The 16,849-nt window shown below is 38.4% G+C and carries 15 protein-coding genes; 11 read left to right on the top strand and 4 right to left on the bottom strand.

Translation table 11 applies throughout. The annotated features are described in order from the left end of the window. Positions 1-18 precede the first annotated feature (18 nt). Positions 19-1,245: an oxygenase MpaB family protein gene (locus AC1PJP_RS02550; protein WP_479766478.1), complete on the top strand. Its 1,227-nt coding sequence runs from the start codon at positions 19-21 to the stop codon at positions 1,243-1,245. Between the two features lie 627 nt (positions 1,246-1,872). Further along, positions 1,873-2,427, top strand: a complete 555-nt coding sequence (locus AC1PJP_RS02545) for a TetR/AcrR family transcriptional regulator (protein WP_005306909.1) — start codon at positions 1,873-1,875, stop codon at positions 2,425-2,427. An 83-nt stretch (positions 2,428-2,510) separates the two neighbouring features. Here the strand turns inward: AC1PJP_RS02545 and AC1PJP_RS02540 are convergent, their stop codons facing one another. After that, positions 2,511-4,109, bottom strand: a complete 1,599-nt coding sequence (locus AC1PJP_RS02540) for a bifunctional aspartate transaminase/aspartate 4-decarboxylase (RefSeq protein ID WP_192835447.1) — start codon at positions 4,107-4,109, stop codon at positions 2,511-2,513. A 56-nt stretch (positions 4,110-4,165) separates the two neighbouring features. Next, entirely contained in the window at positions 4,166-5,851 is a 1,686-nt protein-coding gene (aspT, locus tag AC1PJP_RS02535) for an aspartate-alanine antiporter (protein WP_013197284.1), read from the bottom strand. A gap of 1,059 nt (positions 5,852-6,910) precedes the next feature. Between aspT and AC1PJP_RS02530 the strand changes: the two genes are divergently transcribed. From AC1PJP_RS02530 to AC1PJP_RS02515, 4 genes are read left to right on the top strand one after another with little or no spacing between them, the layout of a single operon-like run. Then, on the top strand, positions 6,911-7,519 hold the full coding sequence (locus AC1PJP_RS02530) for a paraquat-inducible protein A (protein WP_479766477.1): 609 nt from the start codon (positions 6,911-6,913) through the stop codon (positions 7,517-7,519). Beyond that, the gene (locus tag AC1PJP_RS02525) at positions 7,516-8,325 is read left to right on the top strand and encodes a paraquat-inducible protein A (protein ID WP_479766476.1); all 810 of its coding nucleotides are present in this window, start codon (positions 7,516-7,518) and stop codon (positions 8,323-8,325) included. The genes AC1PJP_RS02530 and AC1PJP_RS02525 overlap by 4 nt, the downstream gene beginning before the upstream one ends. Positions 8,326-8,332: 7 nt before the next feature. Next, a complete protein-coding gene (locus AC1PJP_RS02520; protein ID WP_479766486.1) occupies positions 8,333-10,000 on the top strand; it encodes a PqiB family protein in 1,668 nt (555 codons plus the stop codon). Further along, positions 9,990-10,697 (top strand): PqiC family protein, encoded by a 708-nt coding sequence (locus AC1PJP_RS02515; protein WP_479766475.1) that lies wholly within the window; start codon positions 9,990-9,992, stop codon positions 10,695-10,697. The genes AC1PJP_RS02520 and AC1PJP_RS02515 overlap by 11 nt, the downstream gene beginning before the upstream one ends. 58 nt (positions 10,698-10,755) lie before the next feature. Here the strand turns inward: AC1PJP_RS02515 and uraH are convergent, their stop codons facing one another. Beyond that, entirely contained in the window at positions 10,756-11,157 is a 402-nt protein-coding gene (gene uraH / locus AC1PJP_RS02510; protein ID WP_005306885.1) for a hydroxyisourate hydrolase, read from the bottom strand. An 11-nt stretch (positions 11,158-11,168) separates the two neighbouring features. Further along, positions 11,169-11,636, bottom strand: coding sequence for a GlcG/HbpS family heme-binding protein (locus tag AC1PJP_RS02505; RefSeq protein WP_479766485.1), 468 nt, complete (start codon positions 11,634-11,636; stop codon positions 11,169-11,171). A gap of 125 nt (positions 11,637-11,761) precedes the next feature. Here AC1PJP_RS02505 and AC1PJP_RS02500 point away from each other — a divergent pair, with 125 nt between their 5' ends. The 5 genes from AC1PJP_RS02500 to AC1PJP_RS02480 all read left to right on the top strand — a co-directional run bounded on the left by AC1PJP_RS02500 (position 11,762) and on the right by AC1PJP_RS02480 (position 16,843). Then, positions 11,762-12,433, top strand: coding sequence for a heavy metal response regulator transcription factor (locus tag AC1PJP_RS02500; protein ID WP_479766474.1), 672 nt, complete (start codon positions 11,762-11,764; stop codon positions 12,431-12,433). Then, positions 12,430-13,833 (top strand): heavy metal sensor histidine kinase, encoded by a 1,404-nt coding sequence (locus AC1PJP_RS02495; protein WP_479766473.1) that lies wholly within the window; start codon positions 12,430-12,432, stop codon positions 13,831-13,833. The genes AC1PJP_RS02500 and AC1PJP_RS02495 overlap by 4 nt, the downstream gene beginning before the upstream one ends. 96 nt (positions 13,834-13,929) lie before the next feature. Next, positions 13,930-14,493 (top strand): lipocalin family protein, encoded by a 564-nt coding sequence (locus AC1PJP_RS02490; protein WP_479766472.1) that lies wholly within the window; start codon positions 13,930-13,932, stop codon positions 14,491-14,493. A gap of 119 nt (positions 14,494-14,612) precedes the next feature. Continuing rightward, positions 14,613-15,584 carry an acyl-CoA desaturase gene (locus tag AC1PJP_RS02485; protein ID WP_479766471.1) on the top strand — a complete coding sequence of 324 codons (972 nt, stop codon included), beginning with the start codon at positions 14,613-14,615 and terminating at the stop codon, positions 15,582-15,584. Beyond that, the gene (locus tag AC1PJP_RS02480; RefSeq protein WP_479766470.1) at positions 15,581-16,843 is read left to right on the top strand and encodes an NAD(P)/FAD-dependent oxidoreductase; all 1,263 of its coding nucleotides are present in this window, start codon (positions 15,581-15,583) and stop codon (positions 16,841-16,843) included. The genes AC1PJP_RS02485 and AC1PJP_RS02480 overlap by 4 nt, the downstream gene beginning before the upstream one ends. The last annotated feature ends 6 nt before the right edge of the window (positions 16,844-16,849 follow it).

Here is a 16,849-nt window from a genome sequence, read left to right as displayed (position 1 = left end):
ATCATTTTGAGTTCCCAGATGCTGGATAAATATTCTTATGCAATTGTTGAAAATCCAAGTGCAATGAAACAGTTTCCTTTCAATGTAGCCTCTAGATTTTTTAATAAAGATGCACCGAACGCTACAGAAGCACAGATAGCATCCTTTAATTGCTTTAGACAAATTGGTGATCCTATAGCAGATAATTTAGTTGAATGTATGCATAGAGTTGGATCTTCATCTAGGCATATGTTTAATCAAGCTCTTGAATATGGAATTGAGACTGTCGATAACCCACCTCAAGAACTCATAGATTTTTTTGCTGTAGTGGATGACTTCCCATATTGGGTAGATCATAAAAGGCTGGAGCGTGCTACTCGTTTTTATCAATTAATAGGTAAAGAAGCTTTTGCCATTTTTATTCCTGGTTTGGCTGTGAGTTATGTCGCTCCAGTTGCCAATCACGTTTTATTAAGATCGGGAGATCTTTATAAAAAAGCAGGAAAGCGTGCTGTAGAAACATTAAATTGGTTTAATGATGTCACTGCTCCGAATGGTATGTCTAGTCGTTTTAGTCCGGGATATAAGGCATGTATACGAATAAGAATGATCCATGCACATATGCGCAAAGCTATGAAATCCAAAAATGACTGGGATTTTGATCAGTGGGATGAACCTATTCATCAAGTTATTTACACTGCAACAATTTTACCATTCGCCTTACTTGCAACTTTGGGTGCAAATATTTTAGGAGTACTTTATGCGAAACAGGAGCGTGAAGATATTTTTCACCTGTGGCGTTTAATAGCACATGTTGTTGGGGTGCATCCTTCACTTGTTCCAACGAATGAACGAGATATTTGGCGTTTAACTTGGATCGAATTACATCAAGTTTTTATCCCTGATGAGACATCTGCCATGTTAGGAGGTGCTCTGTGGCAATCCTTAGATGAAATAATATGCATTGATCAAAATAAACTTATAGACCGTATTCAAAGAAAAATGACCCAAGATTATATTAGTACTCTTGCTCATTTAATGCTTGGTAAAGAGATCGCAAGCTCATTAACTTTCCCAAAAAAATCAATGACAGGCATCGCACTAGTCGGTGGTTCATTTGCTAAGAATTTTGTTGTCACTTCAGTTGCACGTGTTCTACCTAATGGTATTGATCGTTTAGGTAAATATAAAGCTAAACAACGCAATGAGTTCATGCAACAAATCATTAAAAATACTCAGGCTGATCTTAGTTATGAGAGGGGATAATGATAAAATAGTTGTATAAACCAAATTTAATAATAAATTTTAATTATTTATCCTTACTTTTTTAATGATCTAATTTAAAACAGATGTCATTTTGTGTGCTTGACTGTAATAGTGTTGAGCACTATCCTTTGCCTGCTGGTCACATTGCCAGTGGGTTTTAGCAGACCCTTTATACACAAGAGTACTGAAGAGCTTGCTTTTTAGTACTGGATCCTCACGTCCCCCTTTTTCGCTATGGTAGGACGGAGGGGGACGCGCTTGCGCGTGCTGGGTCCTTGTGTACCAGTCTGCTAACCCCTTTCGTTCTGCCACCATTATTTAGCAGTAATCGTGGTAGTTCTTCTTTAATACACAAGGAGTCCGCCATGCGTACTATTTCTTCTTATTCTTTGGCCTTTGCCAAGCTTTCTTTACCCATATCCCTTATTTGGTCTTTAAAACGGTTTAAATATTTGTAGATTAAACTGTACTTCGTTACGACTAAAAACTCATAGCAACAATAAAGTCTGAGATACGCTAGGGCACGGTTTTATGCTGCCTTGGCATGCCTGTTTTCTCGCCTAATATTTTGGTGAAGGTATTTCTATCTCATTTACTTACAACAAAAAAATATTTTAAGCGGTACATATGAAAAATTTAGAAGCTTCATCTAGAGCGACGCGAGCGCTTCACATAGCAGCAGATTTATTTAAACAATATGGCTTCAACAAGGTCGGGGTGGACCGAATCATGATTGAGACCAAAATTCCCAAAGCCACTTTTTATAACTACTTTCATTCAAAAGAAAGACTGATTGAAATGTGTCTGGTTCTTCAAAAAGACCAGTTAAAAGAAAAAGTGAGAGCAGTGTGTGAATCTTGCCAATATCCAGATTTGTCTCTTAAGCTTAGACAAATCTATCTTTTACATGCTGACTTAAAAAGTGCTTATTATTTGTTGTTTAAAGCGATTTTTGAAATTGAAAAGCTTTATCCCAATGCTTATCAAAGTGCGGTGAGATATAGACAATGGCTTAAAAATGAAATTTTCAGCCTGCTTATGGAAAATAAGAAAACAGCTTCGTATGAGGAGTCTGATATTTTTGTATTTATGATTGATGGCGCAATTCTTGGGCGTTTAAGTTCAAGTAAAAATGAAGAGCCTGAGAGGTTACTGGATTACTTTTTAAATATGGTTTATTAAGTTGAACTTATTAAATTGAAATAGAAAATTAAAGAACAGAAAGGAAAAAGTGAGGCTGTTAGAGCCTCACTTTATATAGGTACTTATTTTCCTTTTTTAGTTTTTAAATATTCTGCATAAGCTTCATCCGCAAAGCGTCTTAAAGAATCACCAATTGCAGCATATTGGTATTCATTCAGGTTAGCTAAAGATGCACGAGCAGAAGGATGCTGCACACCGAAGCCAGAACCCGGTAATAAAACCACACCTGTTTCATCAGCTACTCTAAATAAAAGTTCTGTCGGATTTTTATTTTTCATGACCCAGTCGGCAAACTCATCTCCATAGAGAGTCCGTGAGGTGTTTTCAAGGTTGACTAGGGTGTAGTAGTCAACAGCATTTGGATCTGTTGGTACTTCAACACCAAGTTGTCGGTAAAGTGCCGCATCGCGTTCACGCACAACAGACTTAACCGCTTTTTTGTAGCTTTGGCGTGAGTCCATTAAATTAAACAAGGCAAATAAAACCATTTGAACTTGTTGTGGTGTAGATAGACCCGCAGTGTGGTTTAAAGCAACATTACGGCTGTCTGCAACTAAACGATCAATAAATTTAATGCTTGCAGGGTCAGTGGTTAAAGATGAGTAGCGCTCTTCAAGCTCTTTCTTTTCTTTTTTTGATAAGTTCGCAATTTGTTTATCAAGCACATTGTCATTTGAAAGTGCAATGACACCAAGTCGCCAACCAGTTGCACCGAAGTATTTAGAGAATGAGTAAACCAGAATTGTATTGTCAGGACAAATTGCAAATAGCGATTTGAAGTTATCTGCAAAAGTACCGTATACATCATCTGTCAAAATAATCAGATCAGGGCGTTTTTTGACAATATCGGCCAAAATCGCAAGTCCTTCATCACTCATTTTTACAGATGGGGGGTTACTTGGGTTGACTAAAAAGAACGCTTTAATAGATGGATCTTCTAACTTTCTAAGCTCCGATTCTGGATATTGCCAACCGAGATTAGGGTCTGCCTCAATGAGTACCTCTTCAAGCTGATAGTCGTTGAGTTTTGGAATTTCCAGATATGGCGTGAAAATTGGGCTACCAATAGCAATACGGTCGCCGTTTTTAATAATTTTATTTTCTTTTAATGAGTTAAAAATATAGGCCATTGCTGCTGTTCCGCCTTCAACCGCAAACAAGTCTAAATCTTTTTTCTGCATGCCTTGTACGCCCATTTCTCGTAAGACGTACTCTTTAATAATCGTTTCACTCACTCTGAGCATACGGTCTGGTACTGGATAGTTACACCCTAAAATGCCTTCAACCATTTCCAGCAGAAAAAGATCTGGGTCTAAGCCTAACTGATCTCGCACATAAGACACAGCTTTGCCTAAAAAGACGACGCCGGGTTTGTCACGGTTTTCCAAAATAAAATTATCAAATCGTGACTGGAGTCCAACGGGGCGAGGGAAGCCACCTAGGCCTTCTGGCATGTAAGAAAATGAAAACTCAGATTCAGTCGCCGAAAACAAACCCAATTGAAAGAATGCTCTACGAGGAACGGTTGCGAGAAAGTTTGGATTACCTCGCCCAGCATTTAACATCATTCTGTCAGTTCTGCTTTGAGCTAATTCTATTAAATTATCTTTTAGTTCAAATGGGCTGAGTTTTGCATATTTAGAATAATCGACTTTCCCCATGGGACGTCTCCTTAATTATAGTGAGATGAATAAAATTTCTAATTCAATGTATAAACTTAGGCCAAGCCTACGATCAGTGGTCCGAGTAGGGTCAAGAACACATTTGCCAAGGCATAGGTGATTGCAAAAGGAACAGTCGGAATTGAGTTTCCTGCTTTGTCTAAGATTGCCCCAAATGCAGGGTTTGCACTGCGTGAACCAGATAGCGCACCTGCCATCACTGCAACGTTGTTATAACGCAGAACATAACGTGCAAAGAGCATAGAAAGTAGGAGAGGAACCAGTGTTACGACAACTCCAATCATAAAGAGTGAAAGGCCACTTTCTTTAATGGTTTGAATGGCTTGTAAACCTGATTGTAAGCCGACGGCAGCAACGAATCCTGCCAGACCTAAATCTTTAAGAAGCTGTGAAGCCGCTAGAGGCATATTACCATGCACCTGATTTCTGCTTCGAATCCAACCAAAAAGCAGTCCTGATAGTAAAGCTCCGCCACCCGCACCAAGCGTTAAGGGCACATCACCTAAACGAATAACAAACAGACCAATAACTAAACCGACTACAAGGCCTGCACCATGGAAAATCCAGTCTGTTTTTAAGCTTTCAGGTAAGGCTTTACCAGCTTCTTTCACTAAACGATCGAGGTCGCTTTTTGTACCGTAGACGGTGACTACATCACCTTGGCGTAAAACAGTGTCGTCACTTAAAGGTTGTGGCTCATCGTTATGCTTAATCGCAAGTACATAAATACCGTGCTTTAAATACGCAGGCGTATTGGCCTTAATATCTCCTAAAGTACGGTTAATGTATTTAGAATTTCTTAGGATGACATCGCTGGTATCCATAATCATTTCCATACCTTGCGATGACTGTAATTCGCTACCGATTTGCTCGGCAACTGAAACCACATTGGCACGACGACCAACCAGCAAGACGACATCATCAGTTTGTAAGGTCAGTTCGGGAGCAACATCAATAAATTGATCTTTACGTTTTAACCGTTCAATCGTAATACTCGGTTCTTTTGCTTCAATCTCCGCAATAGTGTGTCCATTGGCTTGTTTAACTTTATAAATACGGCCAACAATTTCCGGCATTGCCAGTTCTTGACCTGGGGCTAATTCAAAAGCACCTTTGAGTCGTTCACTTTGAGCTTTTAATGCATCGTCGTGAATTTCTTTACCCATAAATTTAGGCAAGATATTCACACAGACAATAATCGCTCCCAATGATCCAAAAATGTAAGTCACGGCGTATCCAATCGCGACATTGGCTTGAAGCCTTTGAATTTCTGCGAGTGGAAGATCGAGTCTAGAAATTGCATCTCCCGCAGTCCCAATAATGGCTGATTGAGTCATGCCACCCGCAGCAAGACCCGCGGCCAAGCCTTTATCGAGGTGAAAAATTTTAGCCATCACTAAGACGGTGACTAAACCACAAACCGCCATGAATACTGCTAAAAGAATTTCTTTTATGGACTGTGGTCCTAGTGATTTAAAAAACTGAGGGCCACTTTCAAAGCCTACCGCGTAAATGAAAAGGGCAAATAAAATTGCTTTAACGCCATTATCGACAGGTACGCCAATAAGACTTAAAACAACTGCGACAAGTAAGGAGCCTGCGACTCCGCCAAACTGAAATTTTCCAAACTGGAACTGTCCAATCCAGAAGCCGATTGCGAGTGATAAGAACAATAATATTTCGGGGCTGTGCTTTAAGACACTTTGTAACCATTCAATCATTTTGATCTCACTTTTATTATTAGATCTATCTTTAATATATGAAATTATTTATTTTTCCTTTTTTAAAATACAGTATGAAAATTGTTTAAGCAAACCTTCAAATCTGGTGAATTTCTTAAGTTTAATTGTAGAAATAATATATTTAAAATGCTTGTGATCCAGATATATCGGTAATTCTGAGTGATTAAATCAACTTTTGTTTTTAACTTGGAGTAAAATTTAATTACAATAATATAAAGAATGTTTCATAATGTAAAAGAGCATATATACTAATTTTTGATTTAATATTTTTATTAAATTATTGATATTTATTAGTAATTATTTTTTTATTGTTATTGGGGATGTTAATTTGTAAAAAATTAAAAAATAATCTACTTAAAATTAAATTTTTGTTAATTGTGTCGCATAATTTATATTTAAATTAATCTTCATAATAATATTTAAGTTTTTAAATCTGCTTATATTTAAGTGAGGTTTTGTTGGTATTTAATTTTATATTTAAATATAAATTTATCATATTAAAAAGAGAGCTTTATTGTGGTTTTGAATTTGAGAGCTAGTTTATCGATACTAACTTTTTTAATAAAACATTTACTCGTTTGCATGACCAAAGTACCAATCTTCTGCTCTATTTTGCCCAATCACAAACATGACATCCTGCTTAGGAATGCTAAATTTTTTGCAGGAACTGTTCTGTCACATGCTGCATTAAATCTGATTCTTGTTGCGGCGTTCACGGGATAAAAGTGATCTAGAGCATCATGAACTTTTCAATAGGGAAAGATGTTAAGCAATAGTTAGGGTTTACTTATTTGACGCTCAGCTACTTGGGGCAAAAAGTGTGTTATCTGAGCTTAAGCTGATGACTTTATATAACTATTTTTATTTGATCACCGAATGTGTACAGATTATTTAGCAGTTTCAACAATATATTGAACAGTACTTATGGTAATTTCCATTATCTGATATAGCTTTTAGATTGATTTATATTTTAATTTATCTTAGTAATAAAAAGAGCTTTGTGTGACACAGTAAAACGATAAACCTTAGAGTATAACTATGAAGCTTAAAGAATTAGCAGGTTGTGAGGAGTGCGATACTGTCTATCGTAGAACCCCGCTTGCTTATGGAAAAAGAGCTTATTGCGTATGCTGCGGTGCTGAACTCTATCGGCACACCAAACCTTTTTCGACATTATTGGCTTTGATCTTAACGGCATTAATCGTATTTGTTATTGCCAATAGCTTTCCGATTGTAAAAATTGAATTACAGGGAAACATATCTGAAACCACCTTACTTGGAGCAGTTTGGGTGATGTTTCATTATGATCGAGCTTTCGTTGGGGTACTCATCTTAATCACTACCTTTGTTGTGCCGCTTTCCTATCTTCTCTTACTTTCTTATGTATTGGGTACAGTAAGCGTATTGAAGAAAAGACCAACGTTTTTGGTGATGGCCTTACGCACACTTTTTTTTATGAGAGTGTGGGGAATGGTTGAGGTGTTTTTAATCGGAATTTTGGTCACGCTTGTAAAGTTAATGGGAATGGTCTTGGTGATTCCTGAGATTGCGTTATGGGCGTTTGCGATCTTAAGTGTATTGTTGGTCTATATTACTTCCATAAAGGTGAGTGATATATGGAATGAAATTGATAGGTCACTGCCATGAAAACAATAAAAAAAGTGACCCAAACACAAAGCTCGCAGCAAGGGTCAGTGCTTAAGCAATATCCAAGAGCTAAAGATCTTTCATTAATTGTGTGTCACTGCTGTGGTGTTGTAAATTCTGCTCAAAATGAGAAAAGACGACTTAAGCAAAGTCCTCAAGTTTTACGTTGTATTCGATGTAATAGCGTGCTGCATTCACGTAAACCAGCGAGTTTAAATCGAACTTTTGCTTTAGTGGTTGCTGCAACTATTCTATATATTCCGGCCAATGTACTTCCCATGACGGTGACTGACTCACTTTTGGGAAGTCAGCAAGATACCATCATGAGTGGGGTTATTTACTTTTGGCAAAGTGGAGACTATCTAGTTTCAGTGGTCATTTTCATGGCCAGTATTTTTATTCCCATGTTGAAGCTACTGATTTTGTATTTTTTATTAGTGGCGGTATATCTTCAACAATCGGCAGGTTGGAAATTTTTACCCGAGCAGTGTGTAAAATTATATCGAATTGTTGAGTTTATTGGCCGTTGGTCAATGATTGATGTATTTGTTGTGGCATTATTAACAGCACTCATTCAGATTCAATCGCTTGCTACCATTTTAGCAGGGCCAGGTTCGATAGCTTTTGGCGCGGTTGTAGTCTTAACCATGTTTGCATCGTTAAGTTTTGACCCACGTATTATTTGGGATAACTTCTACGCATCTCAAAATACCAATAAACCTTCTTCTTTTGCTTCAGAAAAACCAAAGATTATTCAGGCAGAACATCCGCCGTTGAATAATGATTCCATTAATCCCAGTCAATAAAAGAACAATGAGTATGTCTGAAAATGAAATAACTACTGGTAACTCAGATCATCGTGATCCGGATGTTGAACTGGATAACATGAATGATTTGCCAGAACCCCAAGAAAAGAAAAGTCGATGGAAGCCTCTTTTGATTTGGCTGATTCCATTAATTGCTCTTTTAATCGCGCTTTCATTAGCTGTAAAGGCGTTACTATCTCATGGCCCTACCATTGATGTGTCTTTTCGCACAGCTGAAGGGTTGGTTGCTGGTAAAACAACAGTTCGCTATAAGCAGGTCGATATTGGTGTAGTACGGCAGATTGATCTTTCAGATGATCGTTCACACGTTATTGCCAGAATTGATTTACGTAAAGGCGCCAGTAACTTTGCAGCAAAAGATTCACGATTTTGGGTCGTGCGACCGCGTATTGGGACGAGTGGAGTTTCAGGAATAGACACCTTATTGTCAGGTTCATACATTGAAGTGGATGGCGGTAAATCAGAAGAGGATAAGTTCGAATTTACTGGATTAGAAGTACCACCAGTGATTTCTTCAGATGTTCCCGGAAAAGTATTTTTCTTAAATGCAGATGATTTGGGATCTTTAGATATAGGTTCTCCAATTTATTATCGTCGAATTAACGTAGGGCAAATTACAGCCTATAAATTATCTGATGATGGTAAATCTGTAGAGTTGCAAACTTTTATTCGTGCGCCGTATGACAAGTTTGTCACTACCGATGCACGTTTTTGGCAGGCCAGCGGGATCGATGTAACCTTAAATGCTTCAGGCTTTAATTTAGATACTCAATCTTTGGCAAGTATTGTCGCAGGTGGTATTGCATTTGGATTCCCTGAAAGTTCACATGCCACAATGGCAGCGAATCAGAGTCGCTTTAATCTTTGGGATTCAAAATCTGAAGCATTAAAAGAGCCTGACGGACAACCTCGTGGTGTGATTATGTATTTTGATCATTCATTACGTGGGCTTTCTGTTGGAGCGCCAATTGATTTCATGGGTATTGAAATTGGTAATGTTAAATCAATTAATGCAGAGTTTTATGACCACTATAAACAGATTCGTATGCGTGTTGAGGCGGTCATTTATCCTTCACGTGTTGAAAATGGTCAAGCGCTTAATCCAAATAGTGAAATTTTCAAAGATTTTGTTGAACATGGCTGGCGTGCTCAAATGAGAACAGGCAATCTGCTCACGGGTCAAAATTACATTGCATTAGATAAGTTCCCTAAAGCTAAACCAGCGACATTACAAATTTTGAGTGATGACCGTGTAGTAATTCCGACTACACCAACTGAACTGAGTGGCTTACAAGCTCAAGTTTCTCAGATTGCTGATAAGTTAACGAAATTCCCATTAGTTGAGATTGGGCAAGATGTACGTAAAACGCTCAATAATATGAACACCGCCATTGCCTCTACCGACAAACTGATTAAACAGTTAGATGGAAAAGTTGCGCCTGGTTTACAAGCAACTTTAGACGATGTTCGTAAAACTGTAAGATCGTCCGAGTCTATTTTGTCGAGCGATGCGCCGTTACAACAAGACGTACGTAAAGCATTGCAGCAAATGACACGTGCGGCAGCTTCACTACAGTTAATGGCAGATTATATTGAGCAACATCCTGAATCAATTATTCGTGGTAAGACACCAGAGGCCGATGATGAAAAATAAAAACACTCTATCTTTTCAACATCCTAAAGCAGCCAAATGGCTGCTTGGGAGCGGCCTGTTTTTAACGGCAGTTGCCATGACGGCATGTTCGAGTTCGCCAACGCCCAACTATTATACGATTTCCCCTAAAATTACTCCGGCAGTTAGCTCGAGTATTCGAGTCATTGAAGTTTTACCAGTTGGACTGCCTGACCGTTTAGACCGTGCGCCTTTGGTGCTGCAAGACAGTAGTGGCAAGTCTACGGTGTTAAACAATGAGCGCTGGACATCAACCATGGGCACGCAATTACGCGATACTTTGTCGGCGGGTTTGCAACAAAAATTAGGCGCAATTGACAGTTATAGCAGTGGGCTTGCTGGAAATAATCAGCCTTTATATCGAGTTTCTACAGACTTTTCTCATTTTGATATTGTAGATAAAAGCTATATTAATATTGCAGTGTCTTGGGTGGTGAAGCGTCAAATACCGCCTAGTCAATTAGAGTCAAATAATGCAAAAGTCATCACGAATGCAGGATCTCAGTTAAATTGTCGAATTGCTTTTAAGCAGCCGATTGATCAAAAAGCTAAAAAGATGGATGCGATTGTGAATGCTTCAAGTGAGGCAATGACTCAAATTATTAATACGGTTTCTTCTTCAATTGTAGCGTTAGATTCAAACAAAAAATCGGTTATTAGCAATGGTGTTTGTTCGTAAAATGTATCGCTTTTAATCAACCCCTTTATTTGTACAACAGATAAAGGGGTTTTCTATTTTAGTTGCCTCGATAGGTTGAGTAACCGTAAGGGCTGAGTAATAAAGGAATATGGTAGTGGTTTACGCTTCCATCGACTTTAAAAATTACAGGTACTTCGGCAAAAAAAGTTTGTTGTTTATTCTTTTTAAACCAGTCTTCAGTTTTAAAAGTAACTTTATAAACCCCTTGCTCTAATTTTTTATTTTCTGGATAGAGCGCAGTAATACGTCCATTTGAATCGGTCACTTGCTGATTAAGTTTAATCCACTGGTTATTGGTGTTTTTTTCTAAAACCACTTCAACCTGAGAAGAGGGCAAACCCGTCTCTAGATTTAACACATGCACACTTAGCGGATTAGTTTGTGCAAATGTAGCCGAAGCAATAAATAACGAAGATAAAGCAATAAATGATTTAGGCATGTTGAAGCTCCTTATGAATGAAAAATGGTTTCAATGGCTTTGCTTGCGCATTGATTGTCATTTTGTGCGCCGCCAGCACCCGCGACTCCAATCGCTCCGATTACTTGGTTCTCAAAACGAACAGGTACGCCGCCACCTAACAAAAGTAAATTTGCTACGGTGGTTAAATTTTTTGCATCGGGGTTTTGGTTACTGTTTTGGCTTAAAACTAAGGTCGATGTTTTGGTAGATAACGCGGTATATGCTTTTTTCTCGGCAGCCATTAAATTATGCGGACCCACCAGCTCATGCCGTTCGGCAGTTAATGGATTACCGCCGCGATCTACAACAACAACCGCAATGTTTTGATTTAATTTTTTGCATGCCTCTTTCGCACTATCGGCTAACAGGTGGGCGGTTTTTAGATCTAACGAATAAACTTGATTCAAAGCAGGGGGCTGTGCAAAAGTACTATTACCGAATAGCAAGGCTGCTAACATCAGCCAGTTCAATTTTTTCATAATGATTGCCTCTATGTCGCTTTGAAAATCTTAAACAAATTGCTTAACTTCAAGCGTGACAATCACATTACAAAGTTGTCATCTTTCAAATGAGTCTCTACAAAATGCGTATCCTTATTATTGAAGACGAGATCAAGATCGCCACTTATTTGGTCAAAGGATTAAAAGAGTCTGGATATCAAGCGGAGTGTGTTTACTTCGGGCTTCAAGGTTTGGAAATGCTAAAGAGAGATCAATATGACTTGCTTATTCTTGATGTGATGTTGCCGGACATAGACGGCTGGAGCGTATTACAAGTACTACGTCAGTTTTCAAAAATTCCGGTGATTTTCTTAACGGCAAAAGATCAGGTGATGGATAGAGTGAAAGGGTTGGAGTTGGGTGCTGATGATTACTTGGCTAAACCATTTTCCTATATTGAACTGTTGGCACGCATTAAAAGTCTGTTAAGACGACAGCAATATCTGCAAGAAAATGAGCTGTCTATTAGTGATTTAAAAATGGATGTGGTCGGTCATAAAGTATGGCGTAACGGAAACGTAATTGAGCTAAGTAAAACCGAATTTAATTTGTTGCGTTACATGTTGCTCAACAAAGAACAAATCGTGACGCGCAGACAAATTGGTTCCGAAGTTTGGAACATTAACTTTGACACTGATACCAACTTTATTGATGTTGCGGTACGTCGTTTACGAAGCAAAATTGATGAGGGATACGACTTAAAACTCATTCATACCATACGTGGTTTGGGCTATAAAATTTCGGTTAGCTTATGAACTTTAAATTTCTGCGTTCTCTTGAAGTCCATATTACATTACTGGTCACGCTCTGTTCTGCCTTAATTTTATGTTCAGTCGGCTTTATGACCTATTTAGGCATTAATCAAATTTTATTGAAGCAGCAAGATAAGGCTTTAGCAGAGCGAATTAACCGTTTGGAAATTTTGCTGCAAGATAGTGAAAATGTAGAGCAAATCATTGCGCGTCCTAAGCTGTATCAAAACATGCTTGGCAACCAAGACAACTTGTTTCTACTCATTCATAAAGACTCAACTTTAATTAATATCAATCCGCTCCATATTCAACTACCTGAACTTGCACAGCGCGACAGTCTTCAGTTTCAAGATTTAGCCAACAACTCATATCCAACACGAATTGCGTGGAAAACCATAAAAATTAATAGCGAGCCTTATTTGCTGATTGCAGGTAAACAGTGGTCGGAACGCATTAATATTCTTTTACCTTTTCAAGAAAGTCTTTTGATGTATGTGGTCGGGGGCGTGTTTGCAATCTTTGTGCTTTGTATTTTAGCGTGTCATTTAGGTTTAAAGTCGCTACAACAGCTTCGCAAACAAACTCACTCTATTAACGTAAATCAGCTACAAAAACGATTAAACCTCCCAAATTCACCTTTAGAAGTTGAGCTACTTTCCAAAGATATAAACCACATGCTTGAGCGTATCGAAAAGGGCTATACGCAGCTCAACCGTTTTTCTGAAGATATCGCTCATGAGTTCCGAACACCTTTAAATAATTTGATTGGGCAAACCGAGATTGCTTTAACTGGGGAACGCTCGGTTGAGCAATATGAAGATTTGCTGGTGTCTCATTTAGACGACTACCACAGATTAAAACGCATGATTGATAGTATGCTTTTCTTGGCAAGAGCCGATCAGAAAATGGTTCTTGTAAACAAACAGGAAATAAACGTTCAAGACGTTATAGATGGCCTATGCCAGATTTTTGAATATCAAGCTGAAGAACAAGAGTGTCATTTTAGGTTTAACTTAGAAGCTCAAACCTTATTTGCAGATCCTGAGCTATTTCAAAGAGCTGTTTATAACCTTGTGTTAAATGCGTTGGTTCACGGTGGCAATAACCGAACTATTTATATCGCAACTAAAAATAAGATGATTGAACATAGGCAATGGGTGAGCCTGACTGTGGTAACGGGTGGGGTTTCAATTGCGGTTCATCAACTTGAGCATCTTTTTGAAAGATTCTACCAATGTCACTCAAGTCGAAGTGATGAGAACCAGACAGGTGGGTTAGGTTTGTCGATTGTTGCTTCAATTATGGATCTACACCATGGCCTTTATCGAGTTTATAACACGGTCGAGGGTGTGTGCTTTGAGCTTGATTTTCCAGTTGCAGATGCTGCAAAGAAATACAATTAAATCCTTATTAATGTTCCTTAATTTTTAAAATTCACACTTTGTTCACAGCCCTCTGACGTATGTTTGATCATATGAAATAAACAGAAGAGGGTAGTCATGAAATTATTATTTAAGTCACTGGTCATGAGCAGCAGTCTTGCAGCGGTTAGTTTAATGCTTCCTTTGAGCACCTTTGCCGACACCAATACTAAACCTGTCGCTGTTGATTCTATCGATATTAATAAATACGCGGGTAAATGGTATGAAATTGCGCATTTACCTATGTTTTTTCAGCGTAATTGTGTAGCCAATACAACTGCAAACTATTCTATTAACGCAGACAAAACCGTTGGTGTTTTAAATAGTTGTACGAATAAAAATGGAGAAACGATCTCATCTGAAGGCGTTGCTTATTCGCAAAATGAAGGCAACAGTAAATTGAAGGTGAGCTTTCTACCTTCTGGCCTAAGATGGATTCCTTTTACAAAAGGCGATTACTGGGTTTTAAGAGTTGACCCAAATTATCAGGTCGCTTTAGTCGGTGGCCCAAGCCAAAAATATTTATGGATTCTTTCTCGTAGCCCTCAACTTGATGAGGCGACATATCAATCTTATCTGCAAACCGCAAAAAGCTATGGCTACGACGTTTCTAGACTCGTTAAGACAACACAGTCTAAATAGTGAAATGCTGGTTGTGTAGATTCTTATATTTATCTCGTAACCGAGTGAACTTCACATAAAATTCATTGCGCATTTTCTAAATTAGAACCAAAAGAAATGCTTTAGATCAGGAAGAATCAATGTCTAAATTTTTTCTGCGCTGGATTGATAGCTGGTCAGATTCAGAAAATGCGCAAGTGGGTGCTTCTAGCGAATATGTCATTGAAAAGAACATTCAATGGTTAAGAATTATTCCTTTTATTTTATTACATATCGCTTGTTTAGCAGCGTTTTGGGTGGGCGTATCTTGGTTCGCTGTGTTCTTCATGCTGGGGTTTTATTTTCTTCGCATGTTTGCAATTACTGCTTTTTTCCACCGCTATCTTTCGCATAAAACTTTTCAGACATCACGTATTGTTCAATTCATTTTTGTACTGATCGGAACCATGAGTGCGCAGCGCGGACCTTTATGGTGGGCAGCACATCACCGTTATCACCATCATTTTACCGACACCGATCAGGACCCGCATTCAGCGAAAGCAGGCTTTTGGTATTCCCATGTAGGCTGGTTTTTAAATGAGCAGAATTTTGCCACTCGAAAAAAAGTCATTAAAGACTGGTTGAAATATCCTGAGCTGATTTGGCTGGACCGATTTAGTTTACCTATTGTGATTTTGTCGGCTTTAGCAATTTATGGTTTCGGTTCATGGCTTGCACAACATTTTCCTGAGTTAGGTACTAATGGCTTACAGCTTTTGGTGTGGGGTTTTGTGATTTCCACAGTTCTATTAACGCATGCAACCTTGTGTATTAATTCACTTGCTCATCGTTATGGCTCACGTGAGTTTAATACCCCAGATGATAGTCGTAATAACTTCCTACTTTCTTTAATTACCTTGGGTGAGGGATGGCACAACAACCATCACTTTTACGCTGGCAGTGTGCGTCAAGGTTTTTATTGGTGGCAGGTTGATATCACCTTTTATGTACTCAAAATGATGTCTTTATTTGGTTTAGTGTGGGGACTAAAGCCCGTACCAGACAAGGTTTATCAATATAAAAAGATTAAAAACCTATCGATAGAAAAAATTGAAAACGGTGAAGTGTTATGAAAATTGCCATTATTGGTTCAGGTATATCTGGACTTTACGCAGCTTGGAGATTGTCAGAACAACATCAGGTCACTGTGTATGAAAAAAATAACTATTTTGGCGGTCATACTGACACTCACGAGCTAGAGATAGAAGGCACTAAAGTCGCGGTAGATAGTGGTTTTATTGTGTTTAATGACTATAACTATCCGTTATTTACCAACATGCTTAAAAAATTAGGCGTAGAAACTCAAAGCAGCGATATGAGTTTTTCGGTGAATAATTTGGTCAGTGGACTTCAATATAATCCTTCAAAAAAATGGTCGCTCTTTGCCCGTCCGCAGAACTTTTTAAACCGTAAATTCCTGCAAATGCTCTCAGATTTGCTACGTTTTTATGATGATAATAAAGATATAGATGTGGCAGATATTGATCCAAATTTATCGATTGAAGAGTATTTGGACCTCCATAAATATAGTCATGAGTTCCGTTATGAGCATCTTTATCCGATGTGCGGAGCCTTATGGTCAGCTCCCGTTGAGCAGGTAGGCCAAATTCCATATCGATTTGTGGTGAGCTTTTTTCAACATCACCGCATGTTACAGCTAAAAGAGCGGCCACAATGGCAAACGGTTAAACACGGTTCAGCAAGTTACATTCGTGCCATTCAAAAGCATTGCCCATCCATTGAGTGGAAGTTTGCAGAAGTAAAAGCTGTGAGCCGTTCACCAGAAACTGTGTTGATCGAAACTGTTGAAGGACAAACCCAATACGACTGGGTGATTTTTGCAAGCCACGCTGACGATAGCCTAAGTCTCTTAAAAGATAGTTCTTTGCTTGAACGGGAAATCTTAAGCAAATTTGGTTATCAAGATAATCGAATGGTGGTTCACCGTGATCTTTCAATTATGCCTAAAAGCCGTTTGCAGTGGGCAAGCTGGCATGTACATGTAACACCAAAATCTCAAGTTCAAAACGAAGTATCCGACATACATTATGGTTTTACCTACTGGATGAACAATTTGCAGAATTTATCCTGCGCTACTCAGATTTTTTCTACGTTAAATCCGAATATGAAAATTAAAGCTCAAGACATCTTGGTTGAGCGTAAATATCGTCATCCTGTGTTTGATGCAAAAGCGATTCAAGCTCAATCTCGTTGGCAAGAAATTAATGGACAAAATCGTACTTCGTTTTGTGGAGCGTATTGGGGCTGGGGGTTTCATGAAGATGGAGCCCGCAGTGCAGCACGTGTTGTAGAGCAACTCTTAGCGTTATAAAAATAG

The sequence above is a fragment of the Acinetobacter sp. V116_7 genome (genome assembly GCF_056735735.1).
The sequence above is the reverse complement of the archived record's forward strand: the minus strand, read 5'-3'. Positions and strand labels throughout refer to the sequence as shown.